17 protein-coding genes are annotated in these 18,356 nt (G+C 29.0%); 3 read left to right on the forward strand and 14 right to left on the reverse strand.

Going from position 1 to position 18,356, the window contains the following annotated elements:
* Positions 1-36 precede the first annotated feature (36 nt).
* The 5 genes from RYO54_RS14945 to RYO54_RS14965 form a co-directional block, all read right to left on the reverse strand.
* Positions 37-687 (reverse strand): hypothetical protein, encoded by a 651-nt coding sequence (locus RYO54_RS14945; RefSeq protein ID WP_315120442.1) that lies wholly within the window; start codon positions 685-687, stop codon positions 37-39.
* Between the two features lie 211 nt (positions 688-898).
* A complete protein-coding gene (locus RYO54_RS14950; RefSeq protein WP_315120443.1) occupies positions 899-1,318 on the reverse strand; it encodes a MarR family transcriptional regulator in 420 nt (139 codons plus the stop codon).
* 141 nt (positions 1,319-1,459) lie between these two features.
* Complete coding sequence (gene speD / locus RYO54_RS14955) at positions 1,460-1,873, reverse strand: adenosylmethionine decarboxylase (protein WP_315120596.1); 414 nt, start codon at positions 1,871-1,873, stop codon at positions 1,460-1,462.
* Between the two features lie 41 nt (positions 1,874-1,914).
* Positions 1,915-3,105: a bis-aminopropyl spermidine synthase family protein gene (locus RYO54_RS14960; protein ID WP_315120445.1), complete on the reverse strand. Its 1,191-nt coding sequence runs from the start codon at positions 3,103-3,105 to the stop codon at positions 1,915-1,917.
* Between the two features lie 902 nt (positions 3,106-4,007).
* Positions 4,008-4,682, reverse strand: a complete 675-nt coding sequence (locus tag RYO54_RS14965; RefSeq protein ID WP_315120448.1) for a hypothetical protein — start codon at positions 4,680-4,682, stop codon at positions 4,008-4,010.
* A 208-nt stretch (positions 4,683-4,890) separates the two neighbouring features.
* On the opposite strand from RYO54_RS14965, the gene RYO54_RS14970 reads away from it, so the two are divergent.
* Entirely contained in the window at positions 4,891-5,811 is a 921-nt protein-coding gene (locus tag RYO54_RS14970; protein ID WP_315120599.1) for a DUF2935 domain-containing protein, read from the forward strand.
* Between the two features lie 53 nt (positions 5,812-5,864).
* Here the strand turns inward: RYO54_RS14970 and RYO54_RS14975 are convergent, their stop codons facing one another.
* Both RYO54_RS14975 and RYO54_RS14980 read right to left on the reverse strand, forming a co-directional pair.
* Positions 5,865-6,245: a hypothetical protein gene (locus tag RYO54_RS14975; protein ID WP_315120450.1), complete on the reverse strand. Its 381-nt coding sequence runs from the start codon at positions 6,243-6,245 to the stop codon at positions 5,865-5,867.
* A gap of 99 nt (positions 6,246-6,344) precedes the next feature.
* Positions 6,345-6,821, reverse strand: a complete 477-nt coding sequence (locus RYO54_RS14980) for a flavodoxin (RefSeq protein ID WP_315120452.1) — start codon at positions 6,819-6,821, stop codon at positions 6,345-6,347.
* Between the two features lie 209 nt (positions 6,822-7,030).
* Here RYO54_RS14980 and cls point away from each other — a divergent pair, with 209 nt between their 5' ends.
* On the forward strand, positions 7,031-8,470 hold the full coding sequence (gene cls / locus RYO54_RS14985) for a cardiolipin synthase (protein WP_315120455.1): 1,440 nt from the start codon (positions 7,031-7,033) through the stop codon (positions 8,468-8,470).
* A 72-nt stretch (positions 8,471-8,542) separates the two neighbouring features.
* Here cls and RYO54_RS14990 read toward each other — a convergent pair whose 3' ends face one another.
* From RYO54_RS14990 to RYO54_RS15015, 6 genes are all read right to left on the reverse strand, one after another.
* Positions 8,543-10,348 carry a DUF2207 domain-containing protein gene (locus RYO54_RS14990; RefSeq protein ID WP_315120458.1) on the reverse strand — a complete coding sequence of 602 codons (1,806 nt, stop codon included), beginning with the start codon at positions 10,346-10,348 and terminating at the stop codon, positions 8,543-8,545.
* Between the two features lie 152 nt (positions 10,349-10,500).
* The gene (locus RYO54_RS14995; protein WP_315120461.1) at positions 10,501-10,869 is read right to left on the reverse strand and encodes a NifB/NifX family molybdenum-iron cluster-binding protein; all 369 of its coding nucleotides are present in this window, start codon (positions 10,867-10,869) and stop codon (positions 10,501-10,503) included.
* A gap of 51 nt (positions 10,870-10,920) precedes the next feature.
* Positions 10,921-11,286 (reverse strand): metalloregulator ArsR/SmtB family transcription factor, encoded by a 366-nt coding sequence (locus tag RYO54_RS15000; protein WP_315120464.1) that lies wholly within the window; start codon positions 11,284-11,286, stop codon positions 10,921-10,923.
* Positions 11,287-11,424: 138 nt separating this feature from the next.
* Positions 11,425-13,065, reverse strand: coding sequence for a DUF362 domain-containing protein (locus RYO54_RS15005; protein WP_315120467.1), 1,641 nt, complete (start codon positions 13,063-13,065; stop codon positions 11,425-11,427).
* Between the two features lie 31 nt (positions 13,066-13,096).
* Positions 13,097-14,629 (reverse strand): methyl-accepting chemotaxis protein, encoded by a 1,533-nt coding sequence (locus RYO54_RS15010; RefSeq protein ID WP_315120469.1) that lies wholly within the window; start codon positions 14,627-14,629, stop codon positions 13,097-13,099.
* A gap of 311 nt (positions 14,630-14,940) precedes the next feature.
* A complete protein-coding gene (locus tag RYO54_RS15015) occupies positions 14,941-15,492 on the reverse strand; it encodes a hypothetical protein (RefSeq protein WP_315120472.1) in 552 nt (183 codons plus the stop codon).
* A 143-nt stretch (positions 15,493-15,635) separates the two neighbouring features.
* Here RYO54_RS15015 and RYO54_RS15020 point away from each other — a divergent pair, with 143 nt between their 5' ends.
* Entirely contained in the window at positions 15,636-16,142 is a 507-nt protein-coding gene (locus tag RYO54_RS15020) for a GNAT family N-acetyltransferase (protein ID WP_315120474.1), read from the forward strand.
* Between the two features lie 87 nt (positions 16,143-16,229).
* Here the strand turns inward: RYO54_RS15020 and RYO54_RS15025 are convergent, their stop codons facing one another.
* Positions 16,230-18,260: a hypothetical protein gene (locus RYO54_RS15025; RefSeq protein WP_315120477.1), complete on the reverse strand. Its 2,031-nt coding sequence runs from the start codon at positions 18,258-18,260 to the stop codon at positions 16,230-16,232.
* Between the last annotated feature and the right edge of the window lie 96 nt (positions 18,261-18,356).

Here is an 18,356-nt window from a genome sequence, read left to right on the forward strand (position 1 = left end):
GAGTAAGTATTCCTTTTAAGCAAACTCCATCTGAAGCTAAGAATCACTTGATATATGCTCATAATGTAGCACTTTAGAATTTGGATTAATCTTCAATTTTTTAGAATATCGAACTTCTTTAATATAACAACCTGGTCCTATATCAACCTCTTCTCCAATTATAATATCTGCTTCCGTATGTTTAACCTTTATATGGATTCCTTCTATGGAATTACAAACTAATTTTTTTCTATTCAAGTAAAGTATATTAAAATTCGAGAGTGGATGAGTAGCTATTTCAATGGTTTTACTCCCTATAATTTTACCTATATGGCTAGGAGCAGTTATATTTATAAGAACATTTTGTGCAGTTAGGGCATTTTTAATATAAACCGCTCCTTTTGAATGAAATTCTTCTGTAACAATAGATTGGTCTACATATAAAGAACCTGAGGAATAAATATTCTTACATTCAATGGACTGAAAACCACAATGACCTAAATTAGTTATTTTTTTAGCTTCGCAAATATTCTTAACTTCAGTACTCCCATAATTCTCAAAGCTTTCAGTAAATATTCTTCCCTCAAATTGACCGCTTCCAATAATGTTTATACTTTTTACATTGAGATCCCTTTGGTATTTAGAAAATCCTTTAACCGTAATTCCATCTTCAACATACTCTTCAATATACTCTTCAATCATATTCATCTTCTCCTCCTTTACATCTTCACAAGTTTTTACTGATAATTTAAATTATTTAATTCTTTAACATAAATATCATTTAAGTAGTATATATTTTAATAATTAAAATATATACTACTTAAATTAATTTGTCAACAAATCTAATAATTACAACTATAAAAAAAGAGTTGTTCCCATTACATGGAAACAACTCAATAAATTTTTAAGCCTTATATAACTATTCAATAATACTAGACATCAAAGCATTTACTTCTTTGAACACATTTTCAATTTGAATTAATTTTTCTTTAGGAAAACTTTTAAACAAGTCATTTATTTTATCCTCTCCCTTTGGAGTAAGAGTAACTAATACAACCCTTCTATCTTCTTTAGTACGAATTCTACAGATTAATTCTTGTTCCTCTAATTTATCACACATAGAAGTAGCAGCACCAGCCGTAACGAAAAATCTTTCGGAGATTTCAGTAATCCTCATACTTTCTAGTAATTTTAGCTCAATCATCAACATAAGATGATTTTGTGACAATGTTCCGTTTTTTGTAATGAATTCAATAAAAGTTTTAGATTTTTGTTGGACGTTTAGCATCTCTAGCATAATGGAATGTATATATCGATCAACTGAATTTTCTTCACTCAAAGTATTTACCCCCTATTTTAACAATTAAAAATTTAATTAATTAAAATATATATAACTTTAAGCTTATTGTCAAATATCTTCTCGTTTTCTATAAAGTACTGTCACAGCTAATAATTAATATTTTTCCTTAAAAATATAATATTATTTTACTGATTCAGATTTAAATGTGATTATTCCTAAATCCTTTTTAGTATTTTTTCTGATTCGCTCCACTATTCCCCTAGACATTTCTGTATAATCTGTTTTTTCTGCTTTTAGTTTCCTCTCTAAATAATCAAATGCATCCCAAGGATTTACCTCATCTCCACAAGTAAATAGATCTACGGCTGCATAGTTATATTCCGGCCATGTATGAATAGTTAAGTGAGATTCTTGAATTATAACAGCTCCACTAACGCCCCAAGGATTGAACATGTGAAATGTACTTGTTACTATTGTAGCCTTAGCTTCTTTTGCTGCCTGTATCATATACTTTTCTATCTTCTCATAGTTATTTAATATTTCTTTATCACAATTATAATATTCCACTAAAATATGTCTTCCTAGTTGTTCTATTTTCATCATACATCCTCTTCTTTCCCAGTATTTGTTTAAACTTAAAGTCCAATTGCTCCTCCATCTTTATTCATTTCTTTTTGTATAAGATTGAATATTCGATTGTTGCATTTTCTGCATCCCTTTGCTTTTAATTCTTCTATTGTCTTAAATTCCTTTAAATCTCCAACTTTTATTATTTCACCACATCCCCTACACTTGTAAGAACGGACTGTAACTTTTAGTTCCCCAGTATAAATTTTACCTTCATAAGAGGTCCCTATTGAAACCTTAGTTCTGCTAGTAGTTTTAAGGACAATCATTTGCCCTATACCTCCAATTATTCCTGCACCATCATATGCATTAAACCCATTTAGTATGTCTAAAACCGTAAGCCCCATATCTACAAAGATTTTCTGCATATTAAGTTCAAATTCCGGAGATTTGTGTCCATAGGAAAGAAAGATAGTACGCCCTCTTTCATTTTTTAAAGCTTCAACTCCTCTTGAAAGAAACAACTCCATTCCTTGAAGAGTATAAGGTGGATCAGTAAATAAACAATCAAACTTCTTTTTAAATTTTTCAGGTAGCGGTAGTTTGAAATCTATATATTCACATTGAACTGGAAGGTCTTCCTCTTTAGCAACTTTGTTTATATAATCCATAATTCTTCTATCAATATCCATTACAATTATTCTTGTTTTACAGTGTTTTATATCAGCAAATAATTTTTTTAATAAAAATCCTAAAGCTATACTTACTAAATCATCATCTCCTAAACATAAGATATTTTTACCTATCAATGCAGAATTTCTAAGGCATAGTACTGCTCTTTTCACAGCAGTATCTACGGTACATTTAGATTGATCTATAGTAACATCCACCTCAGGACGATTTATAAATATTTCACCCAATACTTCTTTTATTTCTCTAATTTCTTTATGTTCCTTCCAAGGCTCCTCTAATAACTTCATGTATAGTTCTTTGTTCAATCCCAAAAATCCTAACTGATTTCCTATAAAATTTCTACCTCTTTCAGTAAGTCTCACTCCTCTATTTTGAATCAGCACTCCCTGTTTAATAAACTCTTTTTTAATAGCCGCTACTACAGGAATCGGCAAAAGATTTTTCCTAGCCAATTCTTTTGTAGAAATACCATCTTTAAAATATATATCTATTAGAATATTTTTTATTGATTCTTCTCCATCTTCTATATTTACACTTTCACTTACTATCTGCAGGTAATTATTCATTGCTATCTCCCTCTCTTAAATATTAAAAATTTTAGTTGCACTCTTTACCAACAGAACAATCTAAAGTTAGAAACATAGATAATATAAAAAGGCTATAGTAACACAAAGTCACCACAGCCTTTTATAAATTTAAATATATGTCAAACAGTACTCTTTTAAAAGCCATACATGATATCAATAATCTCAAAATAATAAGCACAATTTTAATATATCCATTGAAAATTTAAATTAAATGGATATTAATTTAACCTGCTTAAATTTTAAGATATTGTTCTAAAATTATATGGCAAAAAAATATACTTCTCCTTTAGGGCATAAAAATACCGTGCAAAAGCACGGCCTATTAACATATATAATAAGGTTGAATGCTATCCGTGTTCTAACTTAATCCCAAAAAACTCCTCAACAAATAAACCTAAATAACTTAGATTTTTAAAAGTTTTTTAAGATACAACTATTCAGTTGGTTAATTTAGAACACTCTCGCGGACATCAAGTTCTCCCCTTTATTTCTTTTTGTTTTTTCCTTATATTGTTTAATATTCTTATCTTGTATTGTAACATATGGAAACATAATATACAATATAATGCTGGTAAACTCCCTTCGTTCAAACATGTGCAGCATCTTAACGGTGCTTTTCTAAAATAAATTAAGAATTTCTAGATTTTGCTCAAATGCATAGGGCACATTACATAGCGTTTTTAAGTTTTGTACAATGAAATTATAAAAATGAATGTTTGAGAAAAATTTATTGCATCTCATGTTTTTATAATCTATGGAAGAAATTTGCATGTAACGAAAAAGCGACTTTTTCTGGAGCGGCTTCACTGCATGCTTAGCTCTCTGTTTGGAAAACTAAATTATCTTTGTAGAGATTTATAATTGAGAAAATAAACAAAAACTTATTTCACCTTAACACATTCTAAATTAGCATGATAAGTGTCTTTATAAATATGTCCATTAGAATCTATATAGAATCTCCCACGAGAAAAGCCGGAATTTTCATCGTATTTGATAGTTATTTCAAATATATGCACCTCTTTTTCTATTATCTCTTTAGGAAATTTTTTATAAGAAGAAACTTCTAGTGGATAAGTTGGCACTTTTGTCATGCCTAAGTATTTAATTTCCTCTTCTTTTTCTTTAATTGATAGTAGTAGCTTTTCTGCTTCCTCTTTAGTTATTTCACTCTCTTGTTTTTCTTTTTCTTCTATTAATAGCTTTATTTCTTTTCCTTCTTTATTATCACTATCATATTTTAATAGTATATCTATATTCTTATTTGCCTCTTCATAATTTTTCTTTTCTAATTCAGCTTTAGCTAGAGATATTAATTGTGTTTTACATTCATTAATACTATCATTAATATCTTCACCTTTTTTATATTCTAAAGCTTTTTTTAATTCTTCTAAAGCTTTATCATAATCTTTTTCTTTCATGCTTTTAGTAGCTATATTAACTAAATTTTTATATTCTCTTGCTTGTCCATACTTATCTAATCCAAAAACACCAATTAAAAAAACTATAATTGCTATTATAAATATTACTGTCTTTTTTTCAGATTTACTTTTAGCCATAAATTACCTCCTATTTTTTAATGTTTTTATTTGATTATATATTATATATACGTTCCCTTCAAATTAATCGTTCGAGGATACTTCTTTTATAGTTAAGTTGAAGATAGGTGGTGCTAAGCTCTTAAATTTCTATTTTAAGGTTTTTAGAGTTCACTTTTTAGCTTTTATGAATATAATAACAATGGAGTATGAAAAAGGAGTAGATAATTTGTTATCTAGTAAAGAATTTGTAAGACAATCCCTTGAACTAAACCTATTTTTTATGAGAATTTTAAAGGAGCATTCTATCTTTCTTGAAGCTGGAATAATGCCTAAAGATCATCTTTGGGCTTCCCAAGCAGATATGTTAAAAAATGAATTTAGTCAATTACTCATCGAAACTATCAGACTTTCCCAAGGAATTATCAGTCCTGAGGTAGCCAATTCAGGAGAGCTCGTAACAGATTTAACATTTCCTGCAGAAAGAGAAACGGAATGTTTATCTGGAATTGAAATTGATAGTAATATAACTAGAATGGAAGAAGCGTTAATAAAATGCCCACAAACTAAACCTAGTGCTGGCCTTGAAAGAAGAGTATCACAATTAAATAGCAGAGCAATTATTGCTGTTAAAAAAATAATATGTTTTAAATCAGCATTACTTGATAACGTATTGACTTGTAGAATGTTCACAGCCAATTATCCCCTGCTTATTGACCACATACTTAGGGAAGCAAAACTTTATTTAAGGATATTAACAATGCTTCAAGATCGACAAGAAGTAAATCTGGCTAAAGAATTAGCATATCAAGAAAACTTCTGGAATAGAATCATGGCAGAGCATGCTAAATTCATAAGAGGATTACTTGACCCAACGGAAGTTAAGTTATTCGATACAGCCAATGACTTCGGCAAAAAATTTGATGCTTTAACAGCGGAAACAAAACTTCTAATGAAAAATTTAAATCTGTTACCAAAAACTACAGAAGATGCTCTGAAAAATACTATTGAAATTAGAGATTTCAAGAAGCAAGGGACAGAGGGCTTAATTAGTTGTAATATAAGATCTATAATGGTTCCATTATTAGGTGACCATGTGCTTAGAGAAGCAAATCATTATATAAGACTCCTAAAAAGCTTTAAGTGTTAATAATTAATAGGCTCCCAAATTAAGGGAGCCTATTTTTATTGTATCAAATAACTTTAATAACAAGTAAAACTCTTAATATCTTTTAAATCCGCACCAAAGTACACCCAACGCCTGTTCTGATACTTCCAGCCTGCAATAGAAGTTCTTCCTACATATGTGATGTAAGCCCAAAAGGATTGGCCATTTTTCAACCAAATATATGAAAATGTATTTACACAAGGCTTTATTGCACCTGGGTCAACTGCTTTAATAGTTGCCTCTTGGGTTTGAGTTAATTGTGGAGTAAAGCTTGGTGGTGCTGTTGTGGGTGGTCCCTGTTGTTGTCTATATTCATATTGTAAAGGACATCTAAATAAAGGGGTATAATATGGACAATATTTCATCTCCATCAATTCATGTATGTCATCACGGTATCCGTAATCATCACGATACATCTATGGTCCTCCTAAAATATTTTTCATTCCTTTACTATTATATTGCATATAAAAACGAAAGTTCCTTAATAATATATTCTACCCATATAAAGTTAATATCTATTTTATTTCAGAAGCAAAATTATTAAGTTTTTCCTGATAAAGTCCCTGCTTAATTTCCTTAGTGCTAATAGCGCAAATTGAAATTGGCTCCTTTTGGCAGAGTTCTTTCATTTCTTTAAAAGCCTTTTCACTTATAGAAGACCCTTGAGTTGTTAAAAAGGCAACCTTTGCAAATTTATATCTATATTTTATAATATAAGTTCTTATAGCGTTAGCCATTGTAGATGCCCAAACTGGCGTGGCAATAATTATAATATCATATTTTTCTGGATTAAATTTTCGAACACTTATCTTAGTTGTTCTCCTCTTCATAGCATCCATTACAGATTTTATATATCCTACTGTTCCTTTTCTGTCCACATAATCTATAACCTCTTCTACATCACAATCTAATATCTTTTCTAATTCCTCAGCTACTTTTTTTGTATTTCCCGTCCTTGAATAATACACTATTAATGCCTTTTTATTAATCATAATTTCACTTCCTAATTAATTATTATATTATCGCAGTATTATATTAAATTATAACTATATTATATAACTTTTTCCACATAAAATCATTATTAATACATAATATTTGAAATATTTAGAAATTATAAAATACATGAAAATAGTTGATTATAATTAGCATTGGTGTAAAATGTATTATTATAAGATAAGTAATTTTCAGAAAGGAATTTAAGATGAGCCTATCAATTTTAATCGGAACGTCTATAGTAATACTCAATATAATATTTATTATATTTTTAATATTTTTTGAAAGACGAAACCCGTCTACTACCTGGGCATGGCTTTTAATCTTAACTCTTTTTCCTATATTGGGATTCATTGTTTATTTATTTTTAGGTAAGAATCTTAGTCACGAAAGAATCTTTAACAAAAAGATTATGGAGGACATAAGAAAAAACGAATACATAAATAAAATAATAAAAAGCTATGAATATGATATAAGCGCAATAGAAAATAAAGATATAATAAAAATGCATTATAAAAATGCCAACTCCCTATATACTCAAAGAAATAATGTAAAATTATATTTTCATGGTGAAGAAAAGTTCAATGATCTTTTTTACCATATTGAACAATCTAAAAAGTTTATACATATGGAATATTACATAATAAAACCCGATGATTTAAGTTATAAACTAATGAAGCTATTAACAAAAAAAGCTAAAGAAGGATTAGAGGTTAAACTTCTCTTTGACGCCATGGGTTCCTATAAATTCACAAAGGACAAAGATGGACTTCTAAAAAACTTTAAGGAGGCTGGAGGTAAATATGCTGTATTTTTCCCTACTTCCTTCCCCTTTATAAACAAAAGAATTAATTATAGAAACCATAGAAAAATAGTAGTTATAGATGGCGAAGCTGCTTTTCTTGGTGGGCTTAATGTAGGAAACGAGTACATAGGCAAAGATAAGAAAATAGGCAACTGGAGAGATGCTCATATGAAAATAGTAGGTGAAGCCGTTAACGATTTAGAGGGAAGGTTTTTAATGGATTGGACCTATGCCTCCAAAGAGGAAATTGAGGATTATACAAAATATTTCTCAACTAAAACTCACATAGACATAAATGTAGGAATGCAAATTGTATCTAGTGGACCTGACCACGATGAACAGTATATAAAAAATGGTTATGTAAAAATTATAAATAACGCAAAGGATTATCTTTACCTTCAAAGCCCTTACTTCGTACCTGATGACAACGTGTTGGACTCTTTGAAAATATCCTCTCTATCTGGGGTAGATGTAAGAATTATGATACCCGGAAATCCAGATCATATATTTATGTCCTGGGCAGCTCAATCCTATATAAGGGAATTATTGAAAGCTGGTGCTAGAGTTTTTCTATATAATAATGGCTTTATACACTGCAAAACCATTGTATCCGACAACTCTCTAAGCAGTATTGGCACAGCCAATATGGATATAAGGAGCTTTAAATTGAACTTTGAAACCAATGCTTTTATTTATAACAGTGAAATAGCCCATACATTAAGGGAACAATTCTTAATGGACATGAAGGATTCACAGGAAATAACCTTAGAGGACTTAAATAATGTAAGTAGAACAAGTAAAATACTAGAATCTATAACAAGATTATTATCACCTATTCTATAAAAATCGTAAACTATGGTAATATAAAAAAGACCTTTTAGTCATAAAGGTCTTTTCCTTTTAAATATATTTTATTTAAAATCCTCCAGCTCCTCCACCACCAGCGCCACCGCCGCCTCCTGTGAATCCACCACCAGCTCCTGAGGATGGCGATGTTGAAATAAAAGCTGAATCTATAGAGGAACTAAATTCATTTTTTCCTGTTCTGCTATCGAACATACCTGCATAAAAGTAGAACCATAAAAAATTATTATTATTATAATAATAATTATCTCTTTCTATGCTTTCTTTAAATTCATTTAATCTCCTATCTTCTACTCCAAGTACTAGAGAATATATAAGATACTTATCCATAGGATAGGCCTCAAATAATTCTTCTTTCTTATTTTTTGTAATATCTTCCTTAAGTTTCTTCCATTTATTGTACTCTTTTCTTCCATAAGGAGTTTTTCTATTATAAAGACTAATCCCTCCCCATAATAGCAATATGACAAACACTCCTATAGATAAAGCGCCGTATAATCCACTAAATATAGTTAATGGAATACTAATTATTATCATTATGATAGATAATATCATAATCTTTACTCCAGTTTTTCTAACTTCTAAATCAAAATACCCTCTTTTCTTCACTTCTTCTTTAATAGGTTTTGACCATTTTGTATATCTATCATAAAATTCCGAGCTATGTTTTTTACTATACTCTTTTATTCCTTCTGTAGTTACATAGTATCCATCACCTATATCATCAATAATCCAACTCATAAAATATCTCTCATGATCTAAAAGATCAAGGTTCATCTTTGTTCTCATTATCTTATAATTTTTTATCTTATCTTTTCTTTTCTTTGTTAAATTATCCTTTTCTATTTCTTCTATTTTTAAATATCCTCTTCTGTTTAAATCTAAAATAGTTGCTAAAACTGCCCTAGGGCTTACAGTACTATAATAAAAATAACTTAACACCGCAGGGGTACACTCTTCTGGAAAAGTACTTTGCATGTATACTTCATCCACATCTTCTCTTTTACTTTTAATTTGTGTAAATATAAATATTAGTCCCCCCAAGGCGCTTAATATAATAGAAATATATTTACCAACACTACTTCTCTTTTCCTTTCGGATCTGATTCTCTTTTATCTTTTCAGCATAGCCCTTCTCTTCCTTAATTATTTTATTATATCCATCTGCATTAACTACTTTACTTGAGTTTTTTATATATTCCTTTGGGAATATCACTCTAGCAGCTACTAGATTTCCCTCTCCTACATTTTTAACATTTAAATTTACAGTGCTATTATTTACAAATTTTACTACTCCATTTAGTTGTCCGTGGCCAAATATTTTTACTTCATCTTTATTAAAGTTGTAGGGAAAGCTAATATTTACATTAAATTCTCCTATAGGTGTTTTATTTTCTTTCCCAAGAAAACTGTAGTAAAGTTCTCCGATATCGTTGTATTTTTTGCACACATTTTTAACCTTATAAACTATATTGAAGGTCTTTTCAGTATTCTTAGATGGAGAATAAATTTTTATATTTTCTCCTTCTTTTGAAGTATTTCTCTCGTAAATTCCCTTTTGTCCATTTTTCCCTTTGTCTACTTCTGTAAGGGTTATATCTCCATTTTCCCCTTTTTCAATTATTTTTAAATCTTCAATTCCATCAGTATCATTTGTTTTTATCTCTCTAAAGACTCCATTAAAACTTCCTGAGAATTTAAAAGTTATATATTCATTTACAAGAATAGAACCTTCATCCAAAACATCAGATTTTACGTTCCAATTAGTAATTTCTATGTTATCTTCAGCACTTACCTTCCCTGTAAATGTGAGAATCAATAGGAGACACAGTGTAATAAATTTAATATTTTTTTTCATCAACACCAACTCCATATTTATATATTATTGAATATTTTAACACATCCATAAATAAAATATCAATTTTAAATCTATAATTAAGAATAATTTAAGGGATATCTGTATTGATCAGAAGGCATATAAGAAGCTCTCACTTTTGTGAGAGCTTTGGTTTAATGACTACAGCCATGGTGATTACAGCTATGATTTGCTGAGAACTCTGGCAGTTCATTTCTTTTTAACAATTCTATGTTTTGAGCCAATGTATCCTCATTAACTTTATATACCTTTATTCCTTGATTGTTCAATTTCATCAATGCTCCTGCGCCTATACCACCTACTAAAATTGCATCAATATTTTCTCCTCCAATTGCCTTAAGTGGTTGACACATACCATGCTCATGATGTAAATCTCCGTTTTCAATAACTTTTACTTCTTCTTTCTCTAAGTCATAAATTAGAAAAAATGGCGCTGAACCAAAATGGTTAAAAGCAACACTATCTAATCCCTTATTTTCCTTCACTGGAATACACACTTTCATATTATATTCTCCTTTCAATATGTACTGTAACTTACTCTACAGTGATTTAATTTACTTTGAAAATTTTTGACAACATTTAATCTTGTTGACCTTGCAATCTACTCTGCAATCGTTAGGTATATTTACACCTAATTTGCAATCGCCTAAGCCATGACTACTATTAATCTTATTAATAAAATCTACTACTTCTTCAAGAACTAGTTCTTGTAATTTGTAGTGTACATAATATCCAACCTTCTCACCTGTTATGATTCCAGCCTCTCTAAGAATTTTCAAATGTTGGGAAACCGCTGCTTCAGATATATTTAAGTGTTTAGCAATTCCTTTAGCACAAATTTTTCTTCTCGAAAGTATAATTAGTATTTTTAATCTAGTCTCATCTCCTAATGCCTTGAATATCTGCACTACATAATCCATTTTAATTCTCCTAAATTTTAATTAAGTAATCACTTAATTAAATAATATACCTCTTAATTAGATTTGTCAATGAATTTAAAATGTATGCTAATAAAATATTACACATAAGAAAAGCTCTCACTTTTGTGAGAGCTGTGGTTAAAGCTTTATTGTATTTTCTTTCATCCTCTGGTATTTTAGTTCTCCCTTCAATTGTGGGAGAGGCCACTTTATAAAGTCCTCTTGTTTATCACCCTCATCTTGTATAGGAATTTCATATATTTTATCTATAGCCTCGTAAGGACAATCCACCCATTTACCTGATTTTATTAGTTTTCTTCTAATAAAGTAGGTTCTTAGTGTTTCTATTGCTATTCGCACTACATGCTTATTTTTCGGGGATAATATAGGCATATTAGCGCCAATAGCTTTGAATGGAACTAACATGCAACTACTTGGACTACAACAACCATCACCATTAAATTCACAAAACTCTTTTAAATGATTTGTACATTCTCCAAAGGTAACTCTCTTAACTTTCATATTTTTTATTGCTTCTACATCATAGGCATTTCCATCTACATCGAAATAATATATTTTGCCCTCAATTTCAACGCCACTTCCTAAAATAGCAACTAATTCAAAACTTTTGTCCAATTTATCAACGTAGTTCATCATTTCAAATGCGGTTTTTACTGCCGCCACACAGCCACCATCACACACTTGCTCCATAATCTTAACTGTCTCTGTGGTTACATTATTTATATCTTTAATCACTGGTGCATTGTTTTTCATATGTCCTACTAGCACTTTAACATTAGGAAAATCTTTTCTAAATCTATCATTCATAAGGGTTGGGTCTGCTGGCCTAAAGGGAACAATTTTTTCATTTCCTATAACAATAGTATTCTTTTGATGAAATCCTCTTTTAACGGCCTCTATCATAAGCTTATTTTTCTCCGGGTCAATACCCATCATCCTTGTAGCAACCATATCTGTTTCAACACTGTTATTACCACTTATTATTACCCCTACAGATACAGGATCTACAGGAGCTGGAGTACATCCTTCTCCTCCTATAATCCCATCAATAATGGTTAAGTGAGGTTTAAATAAGTAAAGCAGGTCAGTAAGCTTTTTATTAATTAAATAATTATGATTCCTTTGTCTTAAATTATATGGAATTGTGCCCATTGCATTTTTAGTCCCTAAAGTCACACCTGTGTATAAATTGGTTTTCATCAAAGGTACCGAAATATAAAAAGCCTCTTCATTCACTACTTCCTCTAATATTTTTGGTATGTATACCTCTTTCATTACTTCAGCTTTTGGAAGCATATATCTTACTACGGGTTCATGCTCTAATGCTATACACTTGGTTTTATAGTATTTTGCTACTCTATCAATACCGCTTACTTTAAAGCTTACTTTTGTAGGCATCCCTCTACCTGATGATTCAATAATAACAATATTATCTGTATATTGTTTAAAAAAAGAAACTACAGCCTCAAAAACCCTGGGATCTGTAGATTCTGGATAATCAGTTTCCTTATACCCCATATTATGATACACAGATACAAGATTTGGCTTAATCAGAACTTTTTTATTCTTCATCTTGTCCACAAAATTAATTTTTGCATTTAATTCATTTAGATTTTTATATACAGTATCTCTTATTGCTTTCACGTCGTCTCTCTGAAAATACTCCTTAGAAGGATAATTTTTAGGCAGTGCAACATAGTTTTTCATATAATCTATTTTAGGAGCTTCAGAAATAACAACATAACTTTTTTCATCCATACTTGTCCTCCCTATTTTTTATCACTTAACTTTATCGAGCAAGGCTTCTCATTTCCTCAGCAAGATCTTTTAGTTGTTCTGCATTTGTAGCTATTTTTTCTCCTACCGATGCATTTTGGTTCACTGACTCAGAAACCAAGTTAAATTTATTTATTGTAGATTCAGTAATTTCAAAAATATTAGAGTTAAAGGATACTACATTTTCTGTTTCTTCAAGCATGGCTACTGTCCATTGGCTTATTGTATTAATATTTGTATCTGAGACTTTAAGCTTGTCAACAATCTGATCTATACTGTCTACTGTTTGAGTCAATATTTTATTTCCCGTTGAAATCTTATCATTATTCTTAGTCATTAACTCTTCCACTTCATTAGCTTTGTCTTTGAATTCTTCAACTATACTACTTATATTTTTCAATGAATTCTTTGTGTTCTCAGATAATGTCCTCACCTCATCTGCAACTACAGCAAAACCTTTTCCATTTTCACCTGCTCGTGCAGCTTCAATAGAAGCATTTAAAGCTAAAAGATTGGTCTGTTCTGATATATCCCTAAGGGCACCCAATATAGTATCTATTTCTTCTGATTTCTGTTTTAATATTTTAGAAGCTTCAAAAGTAGTCTCAATGCTACCACTTATATTTCCTATTATATTTAAGGTTTGTTTTAATGCCTCATTATTTTCATTTGATATAGAAATCAGTTGATTTGAAAATGCCTTAGTGTCCTCAATTTTTTCTGAAATTCCTTTGTTTTTATCCAATAATCTAACTAATATCTCTTTGTTTTTATAGGTGTCATTAAGCATATCATTTGCATCATGAGTGATTTCACTGCTTGTAAATGCTATCTGTTGAAGGGAACTTGCCTCTTCATTGACAGCAACAGAAAGGGCATCACTTGAGTTTAACAGCGCCTCATTAATTGATGATATTTGTTTAAAGAGTTTAGATAGAGTTTCATTTTTTTCATTTACAATCTTCTCACTATTTATAATTTCTTTTAAAAGCATGTTGGAAAATCTTATAAACATGTATAAAGAAAATAAAATAAATATTATAGTAAGTACCCTTATAGACATCTCTATAAATAATACCTGTGAATCTGGGTGGAGCAGAGGATTTTTCCAAAATAAAACTGTAAGTGATACTGCACTAAGTATTATTGTTGATATCATTACATAACTATCAAACAAAAGAGCATTTAATATAGTAAAATAAAATATTATTAACCAAAGTTCTTTAGAAGGTATCAAAAATGTATACCATAGATAATTTGCATATCCAATTAATAGAAGTAACGTCTTAAGTACTCTCCCCCATTTCTTCCACGAATCCTCATTTTTCATCGCCGCTTTATAACAAATTCCAAATATACTAACTTCAGCAATAGATACTATTAGTAGTGTCCATAAAGAGCTCCAAGAAACTTTATCATAATATCCTATTTTTTTTATGACCAAAAATATAGCGCTGGCACATAATATACTTATTGAGTATAATGTTAAAACAAATTTTAGAGTCTTCTTCTTAAAATTTTCTAATATATTTGATGATATTTCCATGACTTAATACCCCCCGATGTTTTTCTAATGTGTGTATTTTAAGGATAAATACATAAAATGTACAAAATATTACAAATCCATTAATATTATGGTAATATAAATTGTAATTTATTGCAACGTTTTCATAAATTCTTTAGGGATTTTATCTTTTTCTTCCCCCATAATCTCAACTAATTCTATCCACTTATATCATAAATATTACACATAATAACAAAAGCTTTAGGTGTCATAATAACTCCACCTAAAGCTACGTAAATGTCCTGCAACATAATATAATTTGCGTATTATTTATACTTTTTAATAATTTTGTATCAGCTATTTCCATAATTATATTTACTGGCCATAGAATATATGCGCCCATTAGAATTAACCTGGATCGATTTATGTTCATTATATTCATATTGTTCCTCTTTTGCACCTGAAATTGCAGTTATTATTATGGCAATAAAAAATAATGCTATTAATAAATTTATTATAATTCCTATAATAGGGTAAACCTTTTTTCTATTTTTAGTTACTACTCCAGCAATACCTAATGCTACACCTGTAAAACTTAATATGCCACTTAATAATAAAAAAATAGTTCCCATAATTTCTGAAGGAGTAACTTCTGAATATATCCCTTGATCATTAGTTTTGACTAAAAGAATAATAGATATAATAAAAATAACAACACTTAGCAATGCCAATACAAATGAAAATATACCAGGTTTTGATTGAGGTAATTTTACTTTACTTTCTTCATAAAAATTATCTTCTAAGGAATATTTTTGATATCCTTCATTAAAATATTCATCATCTAAATCTTTTCTTCCCATTGATTCATTCCTTTCAAATATACCTTCTACTATATAAGATATCATATATTTACATAAACTGCTACAATTTATCGATTACAATAAATTTTATAATTGAACCTTCAGTTATGCAATGCTATTATTAATACAGATTGCACAGAGAAAAAAATGGATAATTTAGACAAAAGAATTTGTTAGAGGTGATTAATATGATAAGAAAAGCAACCATGGAAGACTTAAAAGATATTATGGAAATCATAAAGGATACTATTGTTGAAATGCATTCTTATAACAATTACCAATGGGATGAAAGCTATCCTCAAGAAAAAGATTTTATCAATGACATCCAAAAGGGTGATTTATTTGTTTCAGAAAATCACGGAAAATTAGTTGGTTTTGTATGTATTAATAAAGTAGAGCCCGTTGAATATGATGGATTAAATTGGTCATTAAATGAGAATATTATGGTTATTCATAGAATGGCAGTTAACCCAAATTCCAGAAGAAAAGGAATAGGTAGAAAGTTAATGGAGTTTGCTGATGAACTAGCTTTCGAAAACAATATAAGATACTTAAAAACAGATACGTATTCATTAAACACAAAAATGAACATACTTTTTAGTAAATGCGGTTATAATCTTGTGGGGGAAATGAGCTTTTTAGGAAAAGAAAAACCCTTTTATTGTTATGAAAAAGTATTAGATAAAGTTGAATAGATTTTAATTAATTTCCATTGATAACATTGCTAACACCCCCATCTTCCATGAAAGTGGGGGATAAGCACTGCTATGCACATGGATAAATTATTCTAATTTTTCAGATGGAGATGAATCCATCTTTTCTTCTAACAAAGTTTTAGTTTTGCTCACTATAGTATTTTGTTCTTCTAAAACCTTTCTAAAAATATGGTATGCTTCACTTTTTCCATTTAAAGCTTCTACTATGAAGTCTATATTCCCATCTAATTCTTCAACATTATTTTCTATATACAATCCATAAAGAAAGCTTTTTAGCTCATCATAAATATCCATAGGTTCTTTTAATGATAGTATAGTTTTTAATATATTTTTTCTTACATTCTTATCCATATTGGCAAATAGCCATTTATCATAAATAAATCTTTCTGTTAATTTAAATTGCATAAATAACATTGATATTTCTCCTACATCTTTATCTCCTATACCTTCCCCCTCTAGTAATCCTTTTTCCAGAATTAAATATACCGCATGCTGATAAACTCTATTGCTTATGATGTTGAATATATCTATATCTTCTAGTTCATATTTAATGTAATAATTATTATATATTATCAACTGTTCATTATAAGAAGTATATTTCTTCAATAAAGCCAAAATGATTTCTTTTATTTTATATTTTTTATCTGTTTTAGCCCAACTATCTAAAAGATATTTCTTTAGTTCAGAACTAACTTTGACAAATACCTCGTAAGTATCTAGATCTTCTCTTATAAAATAATCAATAGTTTCAGTATCTACCTTCTTAAAGTTTTCTTTTTTTGCTAAATTATAAATTTCTCCATTAACTTCATTTTTTCTTGATCCTTGAATATTGCCATCTTTTAAAAATGATATTAAGCTTTCACTTCTTTTAGGTACGCTTTTATATGCTTTATGGAATAGTTCATCGTAAAAATCTACTCCTACATTATTATTAAGTAATATCATTAATTGAGGCAAATCCTTATCTTTTTCAGCTTTTCTAATTTTCTTCATTACCATACTTTTATATATATCTGGGAAGTGCTTTCTTACTAATAAAATATTCTCAGCATTTATTCTTTTAACTAGCTTTCTTTCATCTTTGGTTTTCACTTGAAGTAAGTTTGTTAGAATATATAATCTCCTTGCAACTAAGCCTTCCTTCACTAAAAACTTTAGTTCCTCTTTAAACTCAACTTCCTCTATTCTTCCACTAATGGCCTTTGCATAGTTTAAACCTTTTTCAAATGGTAAGTAATTCATTGATAATATTGCCACTGTATTGTTAAACTTTTTGTGATAATTTTCCTCCATTATAGCCTTATATTCATCTGTCCTTTTTATTTCCTCACATAGAATTTTTATAATTCTTACTTTAATGTTCTTATCTAAATTCTTTAACAAATCTATTAATATATATATATGTTCACTATCTAAAAGATTGGAATTTTCCTCTAGTATGTTCAAACAAGTTTCAACTATTTCTTTTTTATAGCTTAAGAAATTATTTTTAAAGATAATTTTTATTAGCATATATTTTTCCATATGAGGCATATCCTCTAGTAGTTTACTACAATAAAATATAAATTCCTCTTCTATAAATCCTCTATATGGCAATGTATACTTTAATATAATTTTCTCCATATCCTTTAGTGTTATTTTTTCTTCTAAGATTTTAAAATCCTCAACCAAAGTATTTTTTATGTTCATTTGCAAGGGATATATAATATTTTCATATAAAGTTGCTACTTCATTTTCTTCCTTTGTTATTATGTTTTTTTCTTCTTTAAATTTTACACTGTTGTTAACTAAATAGTGGCATAATAAATAATTACTCTCATATAATTTTACTATTCCCTCTTCAAAATCTTTTCTCAATTCTTCCGTGGTAATTTCCTTTAAAATATTGTCTAAAGCAGATTCCGAGCCTTCTTTATCCTCTTTACATAGTTGAAATATTAAGTAGTTTTTTTCCTTTAAATTAATCTTATTATTACTTTTATTACTGCCATGAGAATGATTATGTGATCTTTCTTTTTCTTTAAGTTTTTCTAATCCTTCTAATCTCTCTAATTGCATTTCAACATTGTCCTCAGTGTATTTGGACCATCCCATATAATACACCCCTCATATAATACTAATGAAACTCTCTTCAAAATTACATTACTATAACTTTATTCGCTATAATTCTAAATATAACTATGAAAACAA

Origin of the sequence: uncultured Clostridium sp., assembly GCF_963515715.1 — a bacterium.
GTDB lineage: Bacteria > Bacillota > Clostridia > Clostridiales > Clostridiaceae > Clostridium_AW.

Coding starts and splice junctions, on each gene's coding strand:
- RYO54_RS14945 (WP_315120442.1), bottom strand. CDS start 687: ATGAATATGATTGAAGAGTATATTGAAGAGTATGTTGAAGATGGAATT.
- RYO54_RS14960 (WP_315120445.1), bottom strand. CDS start 3,105: ATGAATAATTACCTGCAGATAGTAAGTGAAAGTGTAAATATAGAAGAT.
- RYO54_RS14965 (WP_315120448.1), bottom strand. CDS start 4,682: ATGGCTAAAAGTAAATCTGAAAAAAAGACAGTAATATTTATAATAGCA.
- RYO54_RS14975 (WP_315120450.1), bottom strand. CDS start 6,245: ATGTATCGTGATGATTACGGATACCGTGATGACATACATGAATTGATG.
- RYO54_RS14980 (WP_315120452.1), bottom strand. CDS start 6,821: ATGATTAATAAAAAGGCATTAATAGTGTATTATTCAAGGACGGGAAAT.
- cls (WP_315120455.1), top strand. CDS start 7,031: ATGAGCCTATCAATTTTAATCGGAACGTCTATAGTAATACTCAATATA.
- RYO54_RS14990 (WP_315120458.1), bottom strand. CDS start 10,348: ATGAAAAAAAATATTAAATTTATTACACTGTGTCTCCTATTGATTCTC.
- RYO54_RS14995 (WP_315120461.1), bottom strand. CDS start 10,869: ATGAAAGTGTGTATTCCAGTGAAGGAAAATAAGGGATTAGATAGTGTT.
- RYO54_RS15000 (WP_315120464.1), bottom strand. CDS start 11,286: ATGGATTATGTAGTGCAGATATTCAAGGCATTAGGAGATGAGACTAGA.
- RYO54_RS15005 (WP_315120467.1), bottom strand. CDS start 13,065: ATGGATGAAAAAAGTTATGTTGTTATTTCTGAAGCTCCTAAAATAGAT.
- RYO54_RS15010 (WP_315120469.1), bottom strand. CDS start 14,629: ATGGAAATATCATCAAATATATTAGAAAATTTTAAGAAGAAGACTCTA.
- RYO54_RS15015 (WP_315120472.1), bottom strand. CDS start 15,492: ATGATATCTTATATAGTAGAAGGTATATTTGAAAGGAATGAATCAATG.
- RYO54_RS15020 (WP_315120474.1), top strand. CDS start 15,636: ATGATAAGAAAAGCAACCATGGAAGACTTAAAAGATATTATGGAAATC.
- RYO54_RS15025 (WP_315120477.1), bottom strand. CDS start 18,260: ATGGGATGGTCCAAATACACTGAGGACAATGTTGAAATGCAATTAGAG.